The sequence below is a fragment of the Winogradskyella psychrotolerans genome (genome assembly GCF_018860565.1).
GTDB lineage: Bacteria > Bacteroidota > Bacteroidia > Flavobacteriales > Flavobacteriaceae > Winogradskyella > Winogradskyella damuponensis.
In genome coordinates, this window is record NZ_JAHKPS010000018.1 from 61,828 (window position 1) to 83,977 (window position 22,150).

Below are 22,150 nucleotides of genomic sequence, written 5' to 3' on the forward strand. Positions count from 1 at the left end.
AAATCTGACCATGCCAAAACCTAGCTCTAAATCTTTAATTATTATAGCGTTTATTGCTATTTACATTATTTGGGGTTCTACCTATTTGCTAAATAAAATTTCTGTAACAGAATTACCTCCTTTATTTCTAGCTGCTGTACGCTTTTCTGTTGCGAGTATCTTAATTTTTGGTATCGCTAAAGTCTTAAAATTTAGTCTTAAAATCACGAAAAAACAGTTCCTAAATTCAGCACTTGTTGGCTTTTTGTTTTTGGTATATGGTAATGGTGTTTTTGTATGGGCTTTAAAATATGTTGATAGTGGGTTTGGCGCGTTATTAGCCGCTACCCAACCACTGTTTGTGTTATTATTAATGCGATTAATAGATCATAAAAAAATGAGACCAAAATCCTTAATAGGAGTTGGCCTTGGTATTCTTGGCATGTATTTGCTAGTGAGTCAAAAAGAACTGGTAACAAACGAAGAAACCCTATTAGGTATTTTTATGATTTTTACTTGTGTTTTAAGTTGGAGTTATGGTAGTGTATATGTCGCCAAAGCAGACGTGCCTAAAAATTATTTTGTAAGTACAGGCTACCAAATGGGCATTGCTAGTATTATGCTAGCTTGCGGAAGTCTAACCTTGGGAGAGGATTGGACCTCTCCATTAGTTTGGAGTCCTAAAGTGCAACTCGCTATGTTGGCTCTTATTACATTTGGAAGTATTGCTGCTTTTACGGCTTTTAATTACCTATTAAAACAAGTCTCTACAGAAAAAGTGGCAACTTCAGCTTATATAAATCCTATTGTTGCTATGATTTTAGGATGGTATGTTTTAGATGAAACCTTGAGTACACAATCTATAATTGCTGCTGTAGTATTACTTACAGGTGTTTATTTTATTACAACTAGAAAGAAAGATATTGTTTAGAAATTGCAGAGATCTTCTTTTATATTGATGCTATTTAGTTTTTCCCATACGCGCTCAGTATAAGCTTTGCTTGAAATTTTAAATATGATGATGGATTTTCCTGTGGTATCGCAATGCTCTTGTTGACCTAAAATATAAACTGTTGTTAGTTTGCCAGTATGAAAGCCATCAAAAAAAAACATTTTCCCTTTAAAAATGAATCCGTTTTCTGTTGTTTCAGGCTCAAAGAATTCTACTTTTGGTTCAGGAAACTCATTAGCCCAATGATTAGGTTTCATTAATCCATCGAAATAATGTGTAAAATTAAATTGTAGTTCATAAAGAGGTAGCTCTGTCTCGGTTTTTACATTCCAAGACATCACAAGCGTCCAAAATTCTTCACTTGTTTTATCAGCCCAATTTGGTGCAAATCTGAGTTCCTCATAACCTTCAATAGTTAATTTGGAAGCCCAATCTATCGGGAATTCTATAATCTCTTTTCCCCAAGTACTATCAACTCTTACAATACTTAATTCATCTGTGTTTTGGGCAATAGCTGTTGATGAAATACCTAATAGAAACACTATTAGAAACATTACTTTTAAATCGAATTTTATCATAATTCATTTTCTTGGTACTAAAATTAATTAGCGCATTGGTATGCCGTATCAAAACCATGTCAAAATGGTGTAAAATGTTTCCTGAAATACTAGATTTCCATCAAACGTGATCGTAATATCTTCTGAATATCAATACTGTTTTTCTGTGGAATGAGGAAAGCGTTTAAATCATCAATATGGCTGATTTGTTCTTCCTTATCAACAAATCCGTAGCCTAAATATTCACCACCTTTTATCATTACAAAGGCTTCCTCATTGCTGTGTCGGCCTTTTTCTCTCATAATAACATCTTCTTTTTGGTTAGACATAGCGTGTATGGCTTCTAAAACTCTATTATTATAAGCTTCTACAGATTCTTCGTCTCTACAAACACCTTTACAATTTGTGATACTATAATGCGAACACTCAGAGACAGATTCTTGCAAATGACAATATTTTGGACACAAGTTGTATTGTGCACAAAGCTTTTCCATGTACGTACGCACATCTCTTAGATTAAAAAGCGTAATGATAGGATTTGGTGTCAGTCGTGCTTTATTACTAGCTAAATGTAGAATTCCATTTCGGTCTTCATAAGAAAAAATGGCAAAGGATTGAATGGTGCGTTTAGCGACTTTATTATACACAGGAAAGTGGTGCTTTATAGCAGCGTCTTCCATGAGTAATGCTATTAATTCACTTCCAGAGTTTTCAAAATCGATATCGCGTATTTCTCTTACCATATCTTGTGCCTTTTTAGTCTTGCTATAAAAATGGCTGAGGACTCTTTTTTTGATGTTTATGGCTTTGCCCACATAAATGACTGTTCCTTTTTTGTCCTTAAAATAATAGATACCAGCCGTATCTGGCAAGGCTTCAAAAGTTTCTTTAGGTAGGTTAGGAGGTAAGGTGGCTTCTTTAGAATTCTTGTTTAAAAATTCTTTAAATACTTCTGTCGCTTCTGGTTGTTGTAGTAATAACTCAAATAGAATGACTGTAGCTTGTACATCACCTCTGGCTCTGTGTCTATTTTGCAGATCTATATTAAGCGCCTTACATAGCTTTCCTAAACTGTAGGAACGATGGCCTGGCAATAGCTTTCTAGACAAACGTACTGTACATAGTTTCTTTCTGGTAAACTCTATACCAATACGTTCAAATTCTCCGCTAATCACTTTGTAATCAAAGTTAACGTTGTGGGCTACAAATATGGTACCTTCTGTAATATTAAGAATGTCTTGTGCTATATCTGCAAAACGTGGAGCATCAGCTACCATATGATCATCAATACCTGTAAGTGCTGTGATGTGCTGTGGAATGTAGGTTTCAGGATTTACCAATGATGTAAACTCATCAATTACAGTTTCACCATCGTATTTAAACACCGAAATTTCGGTCATACGATTGCTTTGTCCTGTAGTTTCAACATCAATAATAGTATACATCATGCTTGGTACTTGTACTTTTAGTGCCCACAATTTACAATATGTATGTGAGAACTTTTATAGAACCATCAAGATACTGCCTTTTAGTGGGAATTTAAAATCAAGATACAATCAACTATGCTTTTATCTTGATTGGTTTTAAACGAATAACACCAAAGGCATTAAGTAGTTTTATAATCACATAAGTCATATCTATTTCATACCATTTTACACCAAAATTAGCTCTGCTTGCAAACTTATGGTGGTTGTTATGGTAGCCTTCGCCCATCATTAGAAAATCGAAACGAAATAAGTTTTTGCTCGTGTTTTTCATCTTAAAATTAACATAGCCATAAATATGACCAAACCAATTAATAATCACGCCATGAATAGGTGCCATTAAAAAGGTTATTGGCAGTAATAGCCATTGCCACCAAGCGGTTACAAAAAGCGCAAAGAACAGTACATAGCTAGAAATCCATAAAAGTCTAGACACACGAGAACTTGCAAAAGTATCGAAGCTTTTCCATTGTGGGACATTTTTGGTAAAGCGTTCATCTACTGCAATACGTTGTTTGTTTATATCTTGATATATGGTTTTTGTTTTCCACATCATAGCAAAAAGATTGGCATCATAAGATGGAGAATGCGGATCTTTTTCGGTGTCTGTATAAGCATGATGCATACGATGCATCACTCCGTAACCATAAGCACTTAAATAACTAGAACCTTGAAAAATCCATGTTAAAATAAAGGTGATACGTTCCATGGTTTTGGACATTGTAAACACTTGGTGTGCTGCGTAGCGATGCAAAAAGAACGACTGAAAGAATAAGCCTCCATACCAAAGTACCACTACAAAAATAACTATTGTCATAATGTTTTTTTACAAAGATAAATTGATAAGAAGCACCAAACAATGAACCTAAATCAATAAAACACTATACCAATCGTTTGCGAATTCGGCTTAACGCTTGTGGTGTTACACCAATATATGAGCTCACATATTTTAAAGGAATGACTTTTAAGACTTCAGGTCGTTCTTTAAATAACTTAATATAACGTTCTTCTGCTGTGAGGTTTAGTAGGTTTTGTTCGCGCTTAGACTTTATTAAAAACAGACGTTCTGCTGTTAGCCTACCAATAAGATTTCCAATCTGTGTGGTATTATAAACGGCTTGTAAATCGTTATAGTTAATACTTAAAATGGTTGTTTCTGTTAATGCTTGTAACTCATATGCAGATGGCTGTTGGGTTAAAAACGAATCGTAAGCACTGATAAATTGGTCTTTAAAGCTAAAACCAAACGTAATCTCTTTTTCAGGATTATCTTTAGGAATAAACAAACGTACCACACCAGACTCTATAAAAGAGATGTGTTTTTCAATATCGTTACGTTTTAAAAAGATTGTTTTTTTTGGAATAACACGTCGTTCTAATTTAGACATAAAGTATTCCCAATCCGCATCAGATAATGTCGCAATTTGCTCTATATAAGCTTTAATTTGATCCACAAGTTTTGCATGTAATTATTGAAATGTAAAGATACATATTCTTCATATCTTCACTAATATTTTAAGCGATACCAGCAGACTTATTACATGTTTTTTTATTCGTGTTTGCATTAATATCTTAATGAATAGCGTTAAATAGTCCTTACGATTTCAAGTAACTTTATGGTAGTAAATCATAGTGGTTTACGTTGATAACTTAAAACTATAGAAATTATGTCTAAACCATGGCAAGATAAAGTAAAAGGCAATTGGAATATTGCAAAAGGAAAATTGAAACAAAAATGGGGAGAACTTACTGATGATGATCTGGATTACCGTGAAGGTAAAGAAGATGAAGTCTTAGGAAGAATCCAGAAACGCACCGGCGAAACAAAAGAAAGCGTTAATGCGTTTTTGAATGATTTAAAGTTTTAGGCTCATATATTTGATTGATTATGTTAAGAATCCCGCAATTGCGGGATTTTTTTATGTTGGTTACAGATCTATTCGTATTAGGCATTTTTCCATGTATCTTTTATAAACTGCAGATCTTTTTTCATATAATTAAACACTTCTTTTTTATCCATTGTGAGTTTGGAACGGCCTTTTTCGGCACCACCTAAATCGTATTCGAGGTGCAATGACACAGGTACATTAATTTTATAAGTTTTAAGTAACGAGAAATAACGTTTAAAATCTACCATACCTTCGCCAAGTGGTACATTAATAGGTTGCCATTTACCGTCTTTAATTCCCCATTTAAAATCTTTAATTACTATAGAGTTAATTAATGGTTTTATGCGTTGTAAACCGAGTTCCCAACTGCCACCACCTTCAACAACCGCATGTCTAATGTCGTATTGGCAACCTAAAAACTGACCTTTTGTAGCTTCTAAAATGGGTAGTAAATCCCAAACAGGAGCACCAACATGTTTACCCGAATGGTTTTGATAGCCACCAATAAGTCCGAATGTTTCATTAATGAGTTCTATGGCTTTGGCTTGTTTGGCAAACTGTTTCTGACTTTCTACTATAGATTGGGTTTCGGGATACTTTAACCAATCCGTACGGTAGTGGGTAATCCCTAATTGGCTTGCGGTTTTTAAAACATTAATGTTTACAGGATTATTCACATCCCAAACATTGGTAGACATTAGTTTTGGTTGCAGTCCATGGTTTTTCATAGCTTCTACAGCAATAGGTAAGTCTTGCTCAACGTTTTCTGGTAGTACGTGCCCTTTTCTTCTAACGGTAAGGTCTAAGCCATCAAAACCTAGGTTTGCTGCAGCATCTGACATGTTGTTATAATCAAGAAACTGTAAGTGTTTTGAGAATAAATGTATCTGCAGCTGCTCTTCTGTTGTTGCTGTGATTGGCGCTAATGGATTTTGAAATGATAGTAATGGTAATGCAGCAAAACCCATTGCTGAAAGTTTGGCAAAATCTCTTCTCGAATATTTGTTTGGAGGTTTAGTCATCTTGTTGTGTACTTGGTGCTAGATTATTGTGTACAACAAGTTACTGTGTTTTAGTGAGATATTGAAATTTGGGTATGGTTACTTTCTTTAATAGCTTTTGACTATTTGTAGGAATTTACCATAGCTCACCCGACGCATACCCGACGCATACCCGAAGGAGACCCGACGGAGCTCTGGCTGAGACCCGAATAAGCACTTTTAGATCTATTATCCGTTTTTACAACAAGCGTTCTGCGATTTCTAACCAGTTAGATACTCTTGTGTAGCCTGTGTCATTGACGTTATGAGGCGAATTGTAAAGCAAAGTATCTCCTTCAAATTTTTCTAAGTTGTAGGTTCTGTCGTCTATTAATAAATCTCCGTTTAAAATAAACTTATCTCCGCACATTATACGATGTTGCCATGTTATAAAGGGCATGTGCTCGTCTAACCATTCGCTTTTTTCTAATAAGGAATTAGGAAACTGTGTGGCTGCCGTTGCAATGTACACTTCATGTTTGTTGTACAAGGCTTCCATAACTTGTATGGCATCTTTAAACGGTTTTAAGTTTCTGAAAAAGCCTGGCTGTAAAGCGTGATCTTTTATGCTTTTTTTGTGTATTTCTGGAACGTTATGCCATATTTCACCAGAGGTGATTTGGTTGATATGTAAGTCTTGTTGATGTTCTTTATTATATAATTCTATGTGCTTACCGTAAGTGTCGGCTAACACATCGTCCATGTCTACAAATATTGTCATTGGGTTGTTTTTTTGCGAAGTTCTTGATTATGGATTGAAATGCCAAGGGGTGATGGGTTATTTAATATTTATTTAATGTTTTGGGTTTTAGTCTTGCTTAGATACTTCATATTGATGTATTAAAATGTGTAATATTCTATATGTTCATTTTGCCTTGATGCAAACTGCGCAGCATATCATGAGTTCCAAAATAAACAATAGATTTAGCCGAATAAACGAACCAAAAAGTACTCAATCTTCTATTTTAATACATTTGATTGCGTGAATCTTCGATTTCAAAACGATTTGTTAGGAAATTACTCATGGGTTTTTATTGTTTAGTCTGTTATTTTATATAACTTATTCCTAACGGTATTTCTTTCATTATTTATAAATCTATCAAGGCTTTTCTAGTAAAGGTTAAACCTATCTTAATTGATGCTTTTTGGTTCATAGTGGTGTTTGAAAATCGTAACTTTATACTTCAAATTAATACGAAAAAAACAGCATGAATACACAACCTTTATTAACACCCTATCATAAAAATATAACATTAAAAAACCGTATTGTTATGGCACCTATGACGCGTAGTCGTGCGGATAACAAGGAAAAAGTTGCTACTGACGATTTACAAGGCTTGTATTACGAACAGCGTGCTTCGGCAGGTTTAATTATCACCGAAGGTTCTCAGGTTTCTAAGGAAGCTGTGGGCTATATTAATACTCCTGGAATTCACTCCAAAGCGCAAGTGGAAGGGTGGAAAACGGTCACCAAACGTGTACATGATAAAGGAGGTACTATTTTTATTCAGTTATGGCATGTTGGCCGTATTTCGCATCCCGATTTTCATGATGGTGCGTTGCCTGTATCTGCGTCTGCTATCAATCCGAATGCCCAGTCTTTTACTCCAAATGGTTTTAAGGAGACTGTCACTCCAAAAGCCATGACACTTGGAGATATTAAACGCACCATTAACGATTTTAAAAATGCAGCTGCAAATGCTGTGGAAGCTGGCTTTGATGGTATTGAGTTGCATTCGTCTAATGGGTATTTGTTTCAGCAGTTTTTTAATGGCTGTTCTAACACCAGAACGGATGCGTATGGTGGCTCTATTGAAAACAGAGCGCGTTTCTTTTTTGAAGTTTTAGACGCTATGAAAACTGTGATTCCACAAGAAAAAATTGGAGTACGTTTTAATCCGTCGTTACATGGACTGTTTGGTATTACGGTAGATGAAGATACCATTCCGACCTTTGAATATATTATTAAAAAACTGAATGCCTATAATTTGGCTTATGTGCATTTGTCAGAACCGTTTACCGATGTTTCTGAGGTGCCGTTTGCTGTGACTGATATTGCTAAGCATTTTCGTCCGTTGTATAATGGAACGTTAATGATTAATACTAATTTTGATCAGGAAAAAGGGAATAAGGTGCTTGCTAATGGTGATGCAGATTTAGTGGCTTATGGTAAGCCTTTTGTTTCTAATCCGGATTTAGTGGAACGTTTTGAAAAGCATTTAGCTTTAGCAGAATGGGATAAGGATACGTTTTATACTCCTGGTAAAAAAGGGTATACGGATTATCCGTTTGCTTCTGAGTAATTTTGGTTTTTTTTGGTATTAGTATTGGCATTGTAGAGCTTTTGTTTTGCGATGCCTTTTTATTTGCTTTTAATTTATATCTGTTCATTTTAGTTCACTCGATTTCTATTTTATTAAATCGGTGTTCATAAATGCTATCGTATTTGTCTTGATGCAAACTGCACAGCGCATTATGAGATTCATAGGCGAATAAACGAACCAAAAAGTACTCAATCTTCTATTTTAATACATTTGATTGCGTGAATCTTCGATTTCAAAACGATTTATTAGAAAATTACTCATAAATTTTTATTGTTTTAAGTTTGAATTCGTGAATGCTATCGCATTTGTCTGTGCGCTATTCGCAATAGGTTGTTCTATTTTATAAAAATTTATAGATCCTTGATTTGGGTTTTTAACAGTGTTTCTTGCTCATTATTTCTGAAAATCGTTGCTTCCGACGCTGTCGGCATTTGGGTTTTGATGGTTTACTTGTGATTTATTTTGATTTCCATTAGTATTTCTATCATATGCGACAATTGATTTAACCGTTTGATTGTAAATTGGGTGTATCTATAATGAAGTATAATTTAAAAACAAAACCTTATGAAAGTACAACCATATTTAGCCTTTAAAGGCGATTGTAAAAATGCATTAGAATTCTATAAATCTGTTTTAGGTGGAAGCATTCAAAACAAACAAACCTATAACGATGTTAAAATTGATATTCCAGCTAACTACAGAGACAAATTACAGCATGCAGAATTGAAAGGAAAAGGGTTTCATATTATGGCTTATGATGCCTCACCAGATACACCATTAACCAATGGTACTAATATTAATATGAGTATTGATTTGGATTCTAAGGAAGATGCAGTGTCTATTTTTAATCAATTGAGTGCACAAGGAACCGTGCATACACCATTTCAAGAAATGTCTTGGGATGCTTTTTATGGTAGGTGTTCTGACCAATACAATGTGAGCTGGATGGTGAATTATAAAAAGTAATACACTATTGGGGTGAAAACGTTTATCATAATCGTGTTTACATACAAAAAGCACAGTGTAAAAACTGTGCTTTTTTGATGAAGAAATGTTCTAAGATTACCTTATGATCTATTAATAATGAGCTTATGATCTTTCATGTTTCAATTGTTTAGATTTATTTTTATTATGAATACGTTCGCTTTAAATAATATAAAAAAAGCAACGCTTTGAAACGTTGCTACACTAGTTGTTTATAGTTTTAGTAAGCCTTTAATTGATGCGATACTATGTTTTATCTATTGCTGCACTGTCAGGATCTAAAAACTCTAACACATTAGATGGATTTTTAATCTGCTCTGCTTTATTTGTTGTAAATACAATTGCTCCATTTAAAGCATCTGGATTTTCACGAAGGATTTTGATACAATCGTCGTCACTAAAGCTTTCTATTGCACCTTCAATTTTTTCGGAATTGATTAACGAATTCAGACTTTTGTTGAGTCGTGTAGATACTTCTGCCCACTGTGTTCCTGTTAATTTCTGATTGGATATATCGATTGGTGAAAGGCTTTTTTCTGAAGCACTTAAATAACCAAACGTTTGTTTATCTCTTTTGTCATTGGTATTATAAATAATTGTAATTTCTTTTTTATCGTCGCTTATCACTCCCATTTTAATATGTTTTAACTTGTTCTTTTCGTTTTTGTAATTGTTTTTTTAGTTCATTAATACTTTCTGAAACAGCATCTTGAAAGGTATCGTGTGAAGCTTCTGCAAATAGGCGAGGACCTGGTGCGCTTAATCTAATACCGCATTTCTTTCCTGTTTCGTCTGAACTTGTGTTTTCAGTTTTAAAAAATACATCTGCTCGATGTACAAAATCGAATCGTGTAAAAATGGTTTCTAGTTTTTCTTTTGTGAAATTTTCTAAAGTATCGCTGGCGTTAACATCATGATATTCGAAAATGATTGTGTTATTATCCATAATTTTTTTGTGTTTAAGGTTATACTTAAAATTAAGGCTAATGCTAGTGTTTGCTTAACTTATATGCGATAAATGTTCGCTTGTTTGGTTTGGGACTGTTTTTTCTAAATTCGTATTTTACAGCTGTTTAAAGTTTTATCGCTTGATGCTGGGGCTAGTTGTTTGTTTATGGATGTGTAGCTTATTTTTATACATTCAATTTTATTCGTAGATATTCATTGTATAAGAACTCATGATATACTTCGTAGTGAAGGACCAAAAACGTACCAAAACGTCCTTTGCTGTTGAAGGTATTTTTAATAGCACTTTGGTGCTATTAAAACCATAATAAAAATCCTAAATAGCTTCCAAGGCTTCAGTTATTTTTAACGAATTTTGATTGTATATGCTTTTATGGTGGTTGGCCTTGTTTAGATTTCGGTAAGACTTTTAAACTATTTGCTGTTTTCAATATCTAACTCAAGATTTTCATTATGATCGCTTCCTAGACTGTAATGTTGGTTTTCTTCATCTGCTTTGTTTAGATTAGGCAGCAATTTTGAATTTTTACTACCAGGTATATCCAAATCTTTAGCAGCAAAATCGGTTTCAGATTTTCGATTTTTTAAGAGTTCGTCATCACCATTGTCTTGTCTTAAGTTTCCGGATTTATCTCCTAGAATCTTTTCGTCTTCTTTTGTTATATCTGAATTGTACGGTGTTTTTTTGTCTTCGCTTTTCATATTTTTTTTATTTTTAAGATGTAATCAAAATTAAAGATTACAAACTCTAGGTGTTAACTGAGAAGAACAAAATCTTAATGGTTTTGCTGTAGTTAACAACTTTGCAACTTTGTTGCTTTAAAAATCAATTAGAATACAAAATCAGAAAAACTCCAATCATAATACCTGCTAAAGGCACTAATTTTTTACGTTTGTTTTGCTCTTTAAAGACTAAACCACCAACAACTACAGCTATTAATATTTGACTTCGTTTAATGGCTGACAATAGCATAATTAAGGCATCAGGATCTTGCAACGCTTTAAAATAGAAGTAATCTGCGGCTTGCAATAAAATACCAACTGCAATTATAGACCAACGGAATTTAAAAGCTTTTCGTTTTTCGGCATAGGGAAACCATGTGATGCTTAGAATGACGAGTAAAATCAGTATGGTGTATAGACAAAACCAGAATTGAAGGGTTTGTGGGTTAAGGCTTAGGTTTTGGATTAAGAATTTATCGTATAAACCACTAGAAGCGCCTAAAAACGTAGCACCAATAATAGCGAAGATCCATTTGTTGCGCTTAAAATTAATGCCTTCTTTCTTTCCAATTTTGGAGTAAAGCATGACAGAGAATATAATGAGGAAAAAGCCAAGCCATTGTAAAGTGTTTGGTTTTTCTTGGTAGATTAAAATCGCACCAATAAAGGTGAAAAACGGTCCTGCGGAACGAATAGGAGTGACAATAGTAATGGGTAAATGCTTCAACGCTTGGTAAGCTAATATCCAAGAACTTGCCATAATTACTGATTTTATAAAGATAAAACCATGAGTTTGCAACGAAATATTTTGAAAATTATAACCGTGTTCAAGTGCATAATCTGGATAAAAAACAGAGAAGCCATAAAACGCCGCTATAAATAAAAAACCACTTGAAACTGTACCTAAAAGCACAGGAAATACTTCGTTTCCTTGTACGGCATGTTTTTTACATAAGTTGTGTAATCCTAAGAAAAGAGCAGCTAATAAACCAAGATACATCCACATAATGGGCGCGAAGATAGTATTTAGTTTTATTTAAAGACTTCTAATGATACTGCTTTTTTGTTAGGATTAATTACTTTGAGCTTTCTGAATATATTAGCCAAATACTAAATGCTGATTAAATAGTTTTTTTGAAATATTTTATCGTAAACATCTTTGCTAAACATATAAAGTTGTGCGGGTTTTTTAGAAACACCCACTTGCTTTTCATCTAAGGGAATGATGTACTTTTTATTAATTAACTTTCTCCTAAAATTACGATTATCTATTTCTATACCTAATATAGATTGATACGCGTCTTGTACCTCGTTAATTGTGAATTTATCGGGTAACAATTCAAAAATAATAGGTTCAGCTAAACATTTTATTTTTAAATCTTCGTATGCTTCTTTTATAATTTGTTTGTGATCAAAACCTAGCTCTGGTAAATCATCTACTGGAAACCATTTCGCTTTAGAAGCATTATCTGTAACCTCTACATCTTCAGTTTTTAATAAAAAGTAATACGCTATTGTAATGGTTCTTAAGTTAAATTTCTGACTTTCAATCCATATTAAGTCTTTAGGGTTGGTTAATCGGTCTGGATCTCCAAAGGCTTTAAATTGTTTTTTGTATAAATTATTTAATCCAGTAAGCTCTTTAAGTACACGTTCCGCTGCCTTATCTAGTGTTTCATCTTCAAAAACATGATATCCGGTAAGGACATAATCATTGACTAGTACATCCTTTTTATCTTCAGATTCTAAATAACGCTTAATTAATAAAACGTTGAGCGATTTGGTAATAATATCATACCCAAAGACAACACAATCAACAGATAAATTAGAGATTAATTCAGACTTCATAAGCAAAATTAGATAATAATTAGTATTAAAATATATTAATAAACGTCATTTTGACATCTTTTAGGTTTTTCTTTAAAACCTTTTGTTTATAGGCTTAAAATATCAATATAGCATATTTTAAAGCTAAAATAACACATTTTTTTAAGTGAAATAGGAAAAGATATAAAAATAATTTATACATTTGAAAAATAAACGTAATAATGACGTTTAATAAAAGTAACTGATAAACTATAAAAATGGCAACGTACAAAACACTCTATTTCGTAAGGTTTGTTTTTAGAAGTATCACTTCTAAATATTTTGAGTTTCAAAACGTTAAACTACCTAAGGCCACGAGAAGCATCAGCGTAATTATTCTTATTTTTATTGCACAAGGCGGGGTCTTTGCCCAAGAGACAAAAGATGATTATACCCCTTTTGTGGTTCATGGCCATATAAAAAACATGCATACATGGCATGGCTTTTTAGTGCACCCTGGAGCTGTGTTTGCTACCAGTTTGGAATATAATTCTCGAAACACAAAGTTTACATTTGGTGTTTGGGGTGGTGCTAGTTTTTCAAGCATTGATGTAAAAAATTATAACACAGGAGAATTAACAAGCGCCAACTATAAAGAGTTTTCTATATATACTAAGTACAAATTTAACGAACGCTTTTTTATAGAAGCGGTTTCTCATAATAATTACACAGGAGTAGAGGAGCGCGGAGATAAATTACACTATTGGAGTTACGATAAAACACAAGGCTACAATTTTGTTGATCTTAATTTTGGTTACAATGTCACACCTAAGACCTTATTGTATTTTGCTACAATATTAGGAGGTGGTTCTGGGGATTATGAAGTACAAGCGGATGGCACTTTAAAAAACTCATGGACTCATTATTTTGAAGTTAAGCATAAAGTTTGGGAAAAAGACGCGACTAGCTTATCGTTATTTACAGGAGGGGCTTGGTCTTTTATTACAGATAAAACCTTTTATACAGCTGGAGTTGGAAACATTATTAATGTAGGTGCTACACTTAATAAAGAGCTTAAAATTGGTAATTACAGTGTTCCTGTAGAAGTTATGGCTATGTGGAATCCGGAACAGGAGAGAACCGTACTACAGCTAGATATAAGACTTTTTTAAATTGAGACAAAACACGATTTAACTACTAAATAATAAGACTATGAACTTTAAACACCTTGCTACCGTTTTCAATTACCGTATAGGGATTATTGCCCTTATCTTAGGTATTAATTTAATGAGTTGTGTAGAAGAATTAAACACTGTACAAGCTAACACTAATAATAGTGATGCTGCTGGAGAACTCATAGAAAGTAAAATAGACCTTACAGGAAAAAAAATAGGTTATTGTACTCCTTCGTTAAATGCTCCGTATTACCAGGCTTTGTTTCAAAGTATAAAAAGTACAACTGAAGCAAATGGCATGCAGTTTTTATCAGCAGATGGTCAAAATGACATTACAAAACAAGTCGCCGCAGTTGAGGATTTAATTACAAAAGGTATTGATGTTTTATTATTAAACCCTTTAGATCCGGATGCCTTAGTTGGAGCAACCAAAGCTGCAAAAGTAGCAAATATCCCTGTGTTTATTATTGATAGCGCTATTAATCCTTCTGCAGATTTTGTGACCATTATACAGTCTAATAATCTAGCAAATGGTGAGTTAGCGGGAGAATGGCTGGCTAAAAAATTTGGAAGATCCAATATGAATATTGCATTATTGAGCGGAAATGCAGGTAATCCTGTTGGCCGTACACGTAAACAAGGTTTATTGCAAGGCATTACTGAAGAACAGTTGAGAAGTTTAGGATATATTAATCTTAATATAAAAACACAAGCCTATACCAATTGGTCGTATGCTGGAGGATTAAAAGCTATGGAAGACATATTAGTAGCACATCCAGATATTAATGTAGTAATTACAGAATCTGATGTCTGCGTATTAGGTGCCATTAAAGCAATTGCACAAGCTGGTAAAACTGATGATATTTTAATTGTAGCGGCAGCAGATGGCCAAAAAGAAGCTATAAAATACATCATGGAAACAGATTTTTATGGATGTACAGCAATGAATAGTCCTGTGCAAATAGGAAGAAAAGCAATTAAACATGCGGTAGAATATTTAAACGGTAAGCGAGAATTTTCTAAAACTACATATACGCCACCTTTACTTATTACCAAAGAAAATGCTGCTAAGTATTATAACCCGAACGCCTTGTTTTAAAATTAATACCCGAGCAAATATGAAAGATACAGCGAACAACTACCGATTAGAAATGACTGGAATTGAAAAAAGTTTTGGTTTAGTTTCAGTATTAAAAGGGGTTAATTTAAAGGTAAAGCCAGGTGAAATACACGCATTACTTGGAGAAAATGGAGCAGGAAAGTCTACCCTAATAAAAATATTAAGTGGTGTTCATCAAAAAGATGCAGGTAACGTGCTTTTGGACGGCGAAACCATACAACCCAAAAATACACACGAAGGCCAAATGTTAGGCATTAATGTGGTATATCAGGAGTTGTCTTTAGTTAATGATTTGTCAGTTGCTGAAAATATTTATTTGCACAAACTAGGTGCTAATAAAGTTTGGATGAATTGGAAAAAGCTTATCTCTGAAGCTAAAGCGCTAGTAGATTCTTTAGGGTTTTCAATAGATGTCACTGCTAAAGTGAGAAATTTAAGTATCGTTCAGAAACAAGTGGTAGAAATTGCTAAAGCTATCGCTGAAGATACAAAGGTTTTAGTCTTAGATGAACCTACAACCGTTTTTGATCCTAATGACATTAAGAAGCTATTCAACAATCTAAGACGTTTAAAACAAGATGGAGTTTCTATCATATACATCTCTCATCATTTGGATGAAATATTTGAAATAGCAGATACCATTACGGTTTTAAGAGATGGAGTAGATACAGGTAGTGTAGCAGTTTCTGAGACTAATACCGATGCCGTAATTCATTTAATGATTGGCAGAGCCTTAGAAGATTTATATCCAATTCGTACCATAGAAATAGGAAAAAAACCAGTGCTCGTTGTTAAAAATTTAGAAGGCAAACGAGGCATTGTAAAAGATGTGTCTTTTTCGGTAAATGCAGGAGAAGTTTTAGGCATTGCAGGTTTGGGAGGAAGTGGTAGAACCGAAACAGGAAAATTAATTTTTGGTGCCCATAGAAAGAAGTCAGGCATTATAACTTTAAATGGAGTTGAAATACACGCTAAGAGCCCTGTTGATGCTGTAGGATATCAAATTGGATTTGTGTCTGAAGATCGAAAAGAAGAAGGCGTCTTTTTGCCTTTATCAATTCGTAGAAATATTAGTGTTACAAATTTTGACTCTATATCAAGCAAACTCGGTTTTATAAACACTAAAGATGAATACAAAAATATTTTAGACCTCATACAACGCTTAAATATTAAAACACCTCATTCTGAAGTTGATGTTAAGAATTTAAGTGGAGGAAATCAACAAAAAGTCGCCTTAGCCAAATGGTTAAGTATAGACAGTAAAGTTATCATTATAGATGAGCCTACACGAGGAGTTGATGTAGGTGCTAAAATTGAAATATACAACCTCATTAATGAAGTCGCTAAAAAAGGAGTTGCTGTTGTAGTCATCTCTTCAGATATGCCTGAGATTATGGGAATATCAGACCGTATTTTAGTCATGCATGAAGGTCGTAATTATGGTGAACTTTCTAAAAAAGAATTCTCAGAAGAAAATATTTTACGCTATGCCATTGGCAAACCTCTAAAACAAGAAACATTAATCTCTTAAAAAAATTAAGTTATGGCTTTATCAATTAAACAGCAACTCAATAGTCCAGGTGGTTTACTTAAGTTTTTAGTAAAGTACAATACCATATTTATTTTTGTACTACTGGTTATATTTTCAGCTATTATATCTGATGTTTTTTTTACATCTGCTAATCTCTCAAATTTATTAAAACAAGTTTCGGGTATTGGTATTATAAGTATAGGAATGCTTATTGTGATTCTTACAGGAGGTATAGATTTATCCGTAGGTTCCATGGTCGCGCTTTTAGCGGTGATATTTGCCATGTTAATCAACGTTATTATTTTACCATTAGCCATACTATTTACCATCTGTATTGGTTTTGGTTTGGGAAGTATATCGGGTTACTTAGTCGCATTTCAAAAAATGGCACCCTTTGTAGCAACCTTAGCTTTAATGACCATTGCCAGAGGATTAGGGTTTATTTACTCTAACGGTTCGCCTGTTACATTTAAAACAGCAGGTGGTGTATTTATGTCTGATTTTGCAAACAATTCTACTTTAGGATTACCAAATATTTCCATCATATTTTTCTTAGTGGTTATTATCGCCATGATCATGCTAAAATACAATGTGTTTGGTCGACTAGTAATAGCCATTGGTAGTAATGAAGAAGCAGCAAGATTATCGGGTATTAAAGTGAATAAATACAAGTTTCTGGTGTATGCCATTTCTGGTGCTTTAGCAGCAGTTGCGGCTATTGTTGTGGCTTCTAGAACCAATTTAGGCTCGCCAAATATGGGTATGGCTTGGGAACTCGACGCTATTGCAGCTGTAGTTATTGGAGGAGCGAGTTTAAATGGAGGTAGAGGTACCGCTATAAACACATTAATGGGAGTTTTAATTTTAGGTTTAATAGGCAATATTTTAAACCTTTTAAATGTGCCTTCATATCCACAGCAAGTGGTAAAAGGCGCTATTATCATTTTTGCAGTATTACTACAACGATTTGAAAGCAAATAACACAACTAAAGCATAAAAAATCATGACAACATATACACTGAATCAAGAAAATTTAAATGCTATTTCAGAACGTGTTTCTACACCTAAATACAATAGAACGCAATTAACAACAGGTATTGTACATATTGGTATTGGTGGGTTTCATCGCGCTCATGAGGCATTTTATACGGATCAATTATTACACGACACATCCATAACTAATTGGGCTATTTGTGGAGTGGCTTTATTACCGCACGACACCAAAATATACCAAACTCTTAAAGCTCAAGATGGCTTGTACACCCTTATGGTTAAGGAATTTGACGGTTCTTTAAGTAAGCGTGTTATAGGCGCAATTACAGAATTACTTTTTGCTCCAGAAGATCCTTCCAAAGTGATAGAAAAGATAGCGAGTCCAGAAGTTAAAATCGTTACTTTAACTATTACTGAAGGCGGATATAACTACAATGAAGCTACAGGTGCTTTTGATGATAAAAATCCATCTATTTTATATGATATCGCACATCCAACACAACCTAAAACGGTGTTTGGGTATTTAACTCAAGCTTTAAAGCTAAGACAGCAAAAAGGTTTAAAAGGCATCACAATTCAATCTTGTGATAATATTCAAGGTAATGGTGATATGACTAAGCAAATGTTATTGAGCTACGTAAAACTAGCAGATCCAGCATTAATCCCATGGATAGAACAGCGTGTTGCATTTCCAAATAGCATGGTAGATCGTATAACACCAGCAACAACAGCTGCAGATATAGAACAACTAAAAACAGAAGAAGGTATTGTAGATGCTTGGCCTGTTGTATGCGAACCTTTTAAGCAATGGGTTATAGAAGACCAATTTAGTAATGGAAGACCTCTTTGGGAAGTTGTAGGCGCACAATTTGTAAAAGATGTCGAACCTTATGAGAAAATGAAGTTAAGCCTTTTAAATGCAGGACATTCGGTTTTAGGGATTTTAGGAGCTTTAGTTGGATATATAACTATTGACGAAGCCGTAAATGATAAGAATATCAACGCGTTTTTAGAACATTATTTAAAACAAGAGGTCGTTCCAACGCTTAGTGATTTAGAAAATGTTGACTTAGAAGCCTATATAGCATCATTATTACAGCGTTTTGGAAATGTTAGTATTAAAGACCAAATAGATCGCATTTGTTCAGAAAGTTCTGCTAAGTTTCCAATATTTATTTTGCCTACCGTTAAAGCTAATTTAAAGTTATCTAGACAAACTGAATTAGCTGCTTTTGTTGTAGCTGCTTGGGCTATTTATAGCTTAGGTACTAATGAAAAAGATGAACATTTAAATATTAAAGATGCTCTAAAAGATACCTTGCATAAACAGGCAGAGTTGGCATCCCAAAATCATCCCGAGTATTTTCTAGAAATTGAATCTGTTTTTGGAAACTTAAAAACGTATAAACCTTTTGTAGATGCTTATGTTAAAGCGTATAAAACAATTACAAAAGAAGGTGTAATTATAGCTGTTCAAAACATTAACCTTAGCCAAATTAATTCTATATAAATGAAAAATATTGTTTGTTTTGGAGAAGTGTTATGGGATGTGTTTCCTAACCATAAAACCATTGGAGGTGCTCCATTAAATGTGGCATTGCGGCTACAGTCTTTTGGACATAAAGTGGCTATGATAACCAAAATTGGAAAAGATGCATTGGGGGAAACCATTTTTGAATACATTAAAACAAATGGAGTTGAAGTCGATTATATTCAAAAAGACGACCATTTAAAGACTGGTGAAGTTGAAGTCTCATTAAATGAAGAAGGTTCTGCAACCTATGTCATACATGCACCAAGAGCTTGGGATGCTATTGAACTAACAGAAGCGGCAAAACAAATAACTGCGACGTCAGATGCCTTTATTTTTGGAAGCTTGGTGGTAAGAACAGCAGTTTCTAAAGCAACGTTATATCGTCTTATTGATTGTGCTCCATATAAAATATTTGATGTTAATCTTAGAGCCCCTTATTACAGCTTAGAAGAATTGAATTATTTGATGCATGCTGCTGATTTTATAAAATTTAATGACGATGAAATCTTTGAAATTTGTAACAGTTTATATGGAAAAAGCATTGCTTTAGAAGAATGTATTCGACTCATATCAAAACAAACCTCAACAGCATCAATCTGCGTGACCTTGGGTGCTAAAGGAGCTGTGTTATTTGTGGATAATGAGTTCTATTATAATGCTGGTTATATCGTAAACGTCATAGATACTGTTGGAGCAGGAGATGCTTTTCTCGCTACACTAACACATAAATTATTAACAGGAAGTACACCACAGAATGCCATAAATTATGCTTGTGCAGTAGGAGCTTATGTCGCAAGCCAAGCAGGTGCAAACCCAAAATTTGAAAAAGAAGATATTGAAAAATTAATGCTTAGCATTTAAACGGAAACGCTAAGTTTACTTGGTTGTTTAATAGCACTTAAGAGCTTCACAAAAATGGTGAGGCTTTTTTGTAGTATAAGGTCTGTGTAGAGACTTAAAAGTAATCAATATCCTCATTGTTTTAAGCAATAAAAAAGCCTGCATACATATTATGTTATACAGGCTCTCTCGCTATCAATCAAATCAAAATCAAATCATTATACTAAGCCTTTTTAAGCGCTTCTATTAATTTCTCTGCAACCAAAGTTGAAGATGCAGGGTTTTGCCCTGTTATAAGGTTGCCGTCTTGCACAGCATAAGCTGCCCATTTATCAGCATTAGAATAATGTGCTCCATTTTCAATAAGCATATCTTCTAATAGTAATGGTACAACTTCAGTTAAGCCCACAGCTGCTTCTTCTAAATTTGAAAAACCAGTTACTTTCTTACCTTTTACCAATGCTGTTCCGTCTTCATTTTTTACATCTTTTAATACAGCTGGTGCATGACATACAAAAGCAATTGGTTTTTCTTGGCGATCAAACTTTTCAATCAATGCCACTGAATTAGCATCATTGGTTAAATCCCATAAAGGGCCATGTCCGCCTGGATAAAACACAGCATCAAAATCATCTGGATTTATATCTGCTAATACTTTAGTGTTTGCAATTTTATCTTTGGCTTGGGCATCTTTGTTAAAGCGCTCAGTAGCCTCGGTTGCTGCATCTGGCGAATCGCTACTTGGATCTATTGGCGCAGCACCACCTTTTGGTGTCGCAATAGTAATAGTTGCTCCTTTATCTAATAAGGTGTAATATGGACTTGCGAATTCTTCAACCCAAAATCCTGTTTTCTTTCCTGTATCTCCTAATTTATCGTGAGATGTTAATACGAATAATACGTTCATTTTCTTTTTTAATTTTTTTTATACTTCTGAAATGGTTTCAGAAGGTATGCTTACTTTTAAATCTGGTCTCAAAATCAATTGTACTGACCTTCAGTTTAAATTAATACGCCATTTTTACAATTTTCTCTACCTTATCTGGTGACAGTGATTGGTGTTCACCTAATCCCAACCATCCACGATCAGTAAAACGTTTTGCTATTTTTTCAGCAGTACCTTCATAATCTTTAGTGTAATCAGATAACTTAGTATCGATACCTAATTGATGAAAGAAAGCTGTTGTTCTTTCAATGGCTGCATAGGCCTTATCGTCTGTGCTACCTTCCGTAATATTCCAAACACGCTCTGCGTATTGTGCTAATTTTTCTTTCTTCGCTTCAAAATTAAACTTGTAATGGCTTGGTGCAATTACCGCTAAAGTACGTGCGTGGTCAATACCAAACATGGCTGTTAATTCGTGTCCCATAGCATGAACGGCCCAGTCTGAAGGTACTCCTTTTTGTATTAATCCGTTTAAGGCCATAGTACAACTCCACATAAAGTTAGATGCCGCTTGATAGTCTGTAGGATCCTCTAATACTTTTGGTGCTACCTCAATTAAGGTTTGTAGAATACTTTCCGCAAAACGATCTTGTAACAAGGCTCCAATAGGATAGGTCATGTATTGTTCTAAAACATGTGTAAACGCATCTGTTAATCCGTTTGCCAATTGACGTTGAGGAATAGACGTAATCACTTGAGGATCTAATATGGAGAACTCAGGAAATAAACCAGGTCCACCCATAGCTAATTTCTCTTGGGTTTCAGCTCTTGTAATTACAGCTCCAGAATTCATTTCAGATCCTGTAGCAGGAAGGGTTAAAACGGTTCCGAAAGGCATTCCTTTTTCAGTTCTAATATTTTGGGTTAAAATATCCCAAGGAGTCTCACCATCATACACTGCTGCAGCTGATAAAAATTTAGTGCCATCAATTACAGATCCACCACCAACGGCTAATAAATACGTAATGTTTTCGTCTTTAATTATTTTTAAAGCCTCCATTAACTTAGCGTATTCTGGATTTGCAGGAATTCCGCCAAATTCAATAACCTCTACTTTAGCTAAAGCCGTTTTTACTTGATCGTAAATACCATTTTTTTTAATGCTTCCACCACCATAAAGCATTAGTACTTTGGCGTCTTTAGGGATTTCGTTTTCTAGTTTTTCTATAGTGTCTTTACCAAATATGATTTTGGTAGGATTTTTAAATTCAAAATTATTCATCTTCTTTTCTTTTTAATTATTAATTCTTGTTATTCAACCACGCTCAATATTCCTTTAGATAGTATACACTCTAAATAGGACGATT

The 22,150-nt window shown here is 34.0% G+C and carries 23 protein-coding genes; 10 read left to right on the forward strand and 13 right to left on the reverse strand.

What is annotated here, in order from left to right; genetic code table 11:
* The first annotated feature begins 10 nt into the window (after window positions 1-10).
* Entirely contained in the window at window positions 11-910 is a 900-nt protein-coding gene (locus tag KO504_RS06835; protein WP_215925590.1) for an EamA family transporter, read from the forward strand.
* On the opposite strand, the gene KO504_RS06840 is transcribed toward KO504_RS06835, so the two are convergent.
* From KO504_RS06840 to KO504_RS06855, 4 genes are all read right to left on the reverse strand, one after another.
* Entirely contained in the window at window positions 907-1,509 is a 603-nt protein-coding gene (locus KO504_RS06840) for a hypothetical protein (RefSeq protein ID WP_215925591.1), read from the reverse strand. The two genes, KO504_RS06835 and KO504_RS06840, sit on opposite strands and share 4 nt — an antisense overlap.
* A gap of 89 nt (window positions 1,510-1,598) precedes the next feature.
* Window positions 1,599-2,966: an exonuclease domain-containing protein gene (locus tag KO504_RS06845; RefSeq protein WP_436840193.1), complete on the reverse strand. Its 1,368-nt coding sequence runs from the start codon at window positions 2,964-2,966 to the stop codon at window positions 1,599-1,601.
* 82 nt (window positions 2,967-3,048) lie between these two features.
* Complete coding sequence (locus tag KO504_RS06850; protein WP_215925592.1) at window positions 3,049-3,789, reverse strand: acyl-CoA desaturase; 741 nt, start codon at window positions 3,787-3,789, stop codon at window positions 3,049-3,051.
* Between the two features lie 64 nt (window positions 3,790-3,853).
* Window positions 3,854-4,426 carry a Crp/Fnr family transcriptional regulator gene (locus tag KO504_RS06855; RefSeq protein WP_215925593.1) on the reverse strand — a complete coding sequence of 191 codons (573 nt, stop codon included), beginning with the start codon at window positions 4,424-4,426 and terminating at the stop codon, window positions 3,854-3,856.
* Window positions 4,427-4,639: 213 nt separating this feature from the next.
* Here KO504_RS06855 and KO504_RS06860 point away from each other — a divergent pair, with 213 nt between their 5' ends.
* On the forward strand, window positions 4,640-4,840 hold the full coding sequence (locus KO504_RS06860; protein ID WP_215925594.1) for a CsbD family protein: 201 nt from the start codon (window positions 4,640-4,642) through the stop codon (window positions 4,838-4,840).
* A 77-nt stretch (window positions 4,841-4,917) separates the two neighbouring features.
* On the opposite strand, the gene KO504_RS06865 is transcribed toward KO504_RS06860, so the two are convergent.
* Window positions 4,918-5,883: a sugar phosphate isomerase/epimerase family protein gene (locus KO504_RS06865; protein ID WP_215925595.1), complete on the reverse strand. Its 966-nt coding sequence runs from the start codon at window positions 5,881-5,883 to the stop codon at window positions 4,918-4,920.
* A gap of 217 nt (window positions 5,884-6,100) precedes the next feature.
* Window positions 6,101-6,622 carry a 5' nucleotidase, NT5C type gene (locus KO504_RS06870; RefSeq protein WP_215925596.1) on the reverse strand — a complete coding sequence of 174 codons (522 nt, stop codon included), beginning with the start codon at window positions 6,620-6,622 and terminating at the stop codon, window positions 6,101-6,103.
* Window positions 6,623-7,109: 487 nt separating this feature from the next.
* On the opposite strand from KO504_RS06870, the gene KO504_RS06875 reads away from it, so the two are divergent.
* Both KO504_RS06875 and KO504_RS06880 read left to right on the forward strand, forming a co-directional pair.
* On the forward strand, window positions 7,110-8,204 hold the full coding sequence (locus KO504_RS06875) for an alkene reductase (protein WP_215925597.1): 1,095 nt from the start codon (window positions 7,110-7,112) through the stop codon (window positions 8,202-8,204).
* Between the two features lie 585 nt (window positions 8,205-8,789).
* A complete protein-coding gene (locus KO504_RS06880) occupies window positions 8,790-9,191 on the forward strand; it encodes a VOC family protein (RefSeq protein ID WP_215925598.1) in 402 nt (133 codons plus the stop codon).
* Between the two features lie 264 nt (window positions 9,192-9,455).
* Here KO504_RS06880 and KO504_RS06885 read toward each other — a convergent pair whose 3' ends face one another.
* The 5 genes from KO504_RS06885 to KO504_RS06905 all read right to left on the reverse strand — a co-directional run bounded on the left by KO504_RS06885 (window position 9,456) and on the right by KO504_RS06905 (window position 12,746).
* Entirely contained in the window at window positions 9,456-9,842 is a 387-nt protein-coding gene (locus KO504_RS06885; protein WP_215925599.1) for an arsenate reductase family protein, read from the reverse strand.
* Window position 9,843: 1 nt separating this feature from the next.
* On the reverse strand, window positions 9,844-10,155 hold the full coding sequence (gene hpf / locus KO504_RS06890; RefSeq protein ID WP_215925600.1) for a ribosome hibernation-promoting factor, HPF/YfiA family: 312 nt from the start codon (window positions 10,153-10,155) through the stop codon (window positions 9,844-9,846).
* Between the two features lie 434 nt (window positions 10,156-10,589).
* Entirely contained in the window at window positions 10,590-10,877 is a 288-nt protein-coding gene (locus tag KO504_RS06895; protein WP_215925601.1) for a hypothetical protein, read from the reverse strand.
* A gap of 124 nt (window positions 10,878-11,001) precedes the next feature.
* On the reverse strand, window positions 11,002-11,904 hold the full coding sequence (locus KO504_RS06900) for a DMT family transporter (RefSeq protein WP_215925602.1): 903 nt from the start codon (window positions 11,902-11,904) through the stop codon (window positions 11,002-11,004).
* 104 nt (window positions 11,905-12,008) lie between these two features.
* Window positions 12,009-12,746 (reverse strand): NUDIX hydrolase, encoded by a 738-nt coding sequence (locus KO504_RS06905; RefSeq protein ID WP_215925603.1) that lies wholly within the window; start codon window positions 12,744-12,746, stop codon window positions 12,009-12,011.
* Window positions 12,747-12,982: 236 nt separating this feature from the next.
* Between KO504_RS06905 and KO504_RS06910 the strand changes: the two genes are divergently transcribed.
* Genes KO504_RS06910 through KO504_RS06935 form a run of 6 tightly spaced genes read left to right on the forward strand, consistent with a single transcriptional unit; the run spans window position 12,983 to window position 19,918 of the window.
* The gene (locus KO504_RS06910) at window positions 12,983-13,876 is read left to right on the forward strand and encodes a hypothetical protein (RefSeq protein WP_252723634.1); all 894 of its coding nucleotides are present in this window, start codon (window positions 12,983-12,985) and stop codon (window positions 13,874-13,876) included.
* Between the two features lie 40 nt (window positions 13,877-13,916).
* Window positions 13,917-14,978, forward strand: coding sequence for a substrate-binding domain-containing protein (locus KO504_RS06915; RefSeq protein WP_215925604.1), 1,062 nt, complete (start codon window positions 13,917-13,919; stop codon window positions 14,976-14,978).
* Window positions 14,979-14,997: 19 nt separating this feature from the next.
* Window positions 14,998-16,530: a sugar ABC transporter ATP-binding protein gene (locus KO504_RS06920; protein ID WP_215925605.1), complete on the forward strand. Its 1,533-nt coding sequence runs from the start codon at window positions 14,998-15,000 to the stop codon at window positions 16,528-16,530.
* 12 nt (window positions 16,531-16,542) lie between these two features.
* Window positions 16,543-17,511 (forward strand): ABC transporter permease, encoded by a 969-nt coding sequence (locus KO504_RS06925; RefSeq protein WP_215925606.1) that lies wholly within the window; start codon window positions 16,543-16,545, stop codon window positions 17,509-17,511.
* A gap of 22 nt (window positions 17,512-17,533) precedes the next feature.
* The gene (locus KO504_RS06930) at window positions 17,534-19,033 is read left to right on the forward strand and encodes a mannitol dehydrogenase family protein (RefSeq protein ID WP_215925607.1); all 1,500 of its coding nucleotides are present in this window, start codon (window positions 17,534-17,536) and stop codon (window positions 19,031-19,033) included.
* Window positions 19,034-19,918, forward strand: coding sequence for a carbohydrate kinase family protein (locus KO504_RS06935; protein WP_215925608.1), 885 nt, complete (start codon window positions 19,034-19,036; stop codon window positions 19,916-19,918). It begins immediately after the preceding gene.
* Window positions 19,919-20,120: 202 nt separating this feature from the next.
* On the opposite strand, the gene KO504_RS06940 is transcribed toward KO504_RS06935, so the two are convergent.
* Complete coding sequence (locus KO504_RS06940) at window positions 20,121-20,804, reverse strand: type 1 glutamine amidotransferase domain-containing protein (RefSeq protein WP_215925609.1); 684 nt, start codon at window positions 20,802-20,804, stop codon at window positions 20,121-20,123.
* Window positions 20,805-20,904: 100 nt separating this feature from the next.
* Entirely contained in the window at window positions 20,905-22,065 is a 1,161-nt protein-coding gene (locus KO504_RS06945; protein ID WP_215925610.1) for an iron-containing alcohol dehydrogenase, read from the reverse strand.
* Window positions 22,066-22,150: the final 85 nt, after the last annotated feature.

Bases quoted from the DNA above. Each gene is read 5' to 3' on its own strand.
- KO504_RS06895 (WP_215925601.1), bottom strand. From the start codon at position 10,877: ATGAAAAGCGAAGACAAAAAAACACCGTACAATTCAGATATAACAAAA.
- KO504_RS06860 (WP_215925594.1), top strand. From the start codon at position 4,640: ATGTCTAAACCATGGCAAGATAAAGTAAAAGGCAATTGGAATATTGCA.
- KO504_RS06850 (WP_215925592.1), bottom strand. From the start codon at position 3,789: ATGACAATAGTTATTTTTGTAGTGGTACTTTGGTATGGAGGCTTATTC.
- KO504_RS06905 (WP_215925603.1), bottom strand. From the start codon at position 12,746: ATGAAGTCTGAATTAATCTCTAATTTATCTGTTGATTGTGTTGTCTTT.
- KO504_RS06875 (WP_215925597.1), top strand. From the start codon at position 7,110: ATGAATACACAACCTTTATTAACACCCTATCATAAAAATATAACATTA.
- KO504_RS06935 (WP_215925608.1), top strand. From the start codon at position 19,034: ATGAAAAATATTGTTTGTTTTGGAGAAGTGTTATGGGATGTGTTTCCT.
- KO504_RS06870 (WP_215925596.1), bottom strand. From the start codon at position 6,622: ATGACAATATTTGTAGACATGGACGATGTGTTAGCCGACACTTACGGT.
- hpf (WP_215925600.1), bottom strand. From the start codon at position 10,155: ATGGATAATAACACAATCATTTTCGAATATCATGATGTTAACGCCAGC.
- KO504_RS06930 (WP_215925607.1), top strand. From the start codon at position 17,534: ATGACAACATATACACTGAATCAAGAAAATTTAAATGCTATTTCAGAA.
- KO504_RS06885 (WP_215925599.1), bottom strand. From the start codon at position 9,842: ATGGGAGTGATAAGCGACGATAAAAAAGAAATTACAATTATTTATAAT.
- KO504_RS06900 (WP_215925602.1), bottom strand. From the start codon at position 11,904: ATGTGGATGTATCTTGGTTTATTAGCTGCTCTTTTCTTAGGATTACAC.
- KO504_RS06910 (WP_252723634.1), top strand. From the start codon at position 12,983: ATGGCAACGTACAAAACACTCTATTTCGTAAGGTTTGTTTTTAGAAGT.
- KO504_RS06920 (WP_215925605.1), top strand. From the start codon at position 14,998: ATGAAAGATACAGCGAACAACTACCGATTAGAAATGACTGGAATTGAA.
- KO504_RS06925 (WP_215925606.1), top strand. From the start codon at position 16,543: ATGGCTTTATCAATTAAACAGCAACTCAATAGTCCAGGTGGTTTACTT.
- KO504_RS06940 (WP_215925609.1), bottom strand. From the start codon at position 20,804: ATGAACGTATTATTCGTATTAACATCTCACGATAAATTAGGAGATACA.
- KO504_RS06865 (WP_215925595.1), bottom strand. From the start codon at position 5,883: ATGACTAAACCTCCAAACAAATATTCGAGAAGAGATTTTGCCAAACTT.
- KO504_RS06835 (WP_215925590.1), top strand. From the start codon at position 11: ATGCCAAAACCTAGCTCTAAATCTTTAATTATTATAGCGTTTATTGCT.
- KO504_RS06880 (WP_215925598.1), top strand. From the start codon at position 8,790: ATGAAAGTACAACCATATTTAGCCTTTAAAGGCGATTGTAAAAATGCA.
- KO504_RS06945 (WP_215925610.1), bottom strand. From the start codon at position 22,065: ATGAATAATTTTGAATTTAAAAATCCTACCAAAATCATATTTGGTAAA.
- KO504_RS06915 (WP_215925604.1), top strand. From the start codon at position 13,917: ATGAACTTTAAACACCTTGCTACCGTTTTCAATTACCGTATAGGGATT.
- KO504_RS06840 (WP_215925591.1), bottom strand. From the start codon at position 1,509: ATGATAAAATTCGATTTAAAAGTAATGTTTCTAATAGTGTTTCTATTA.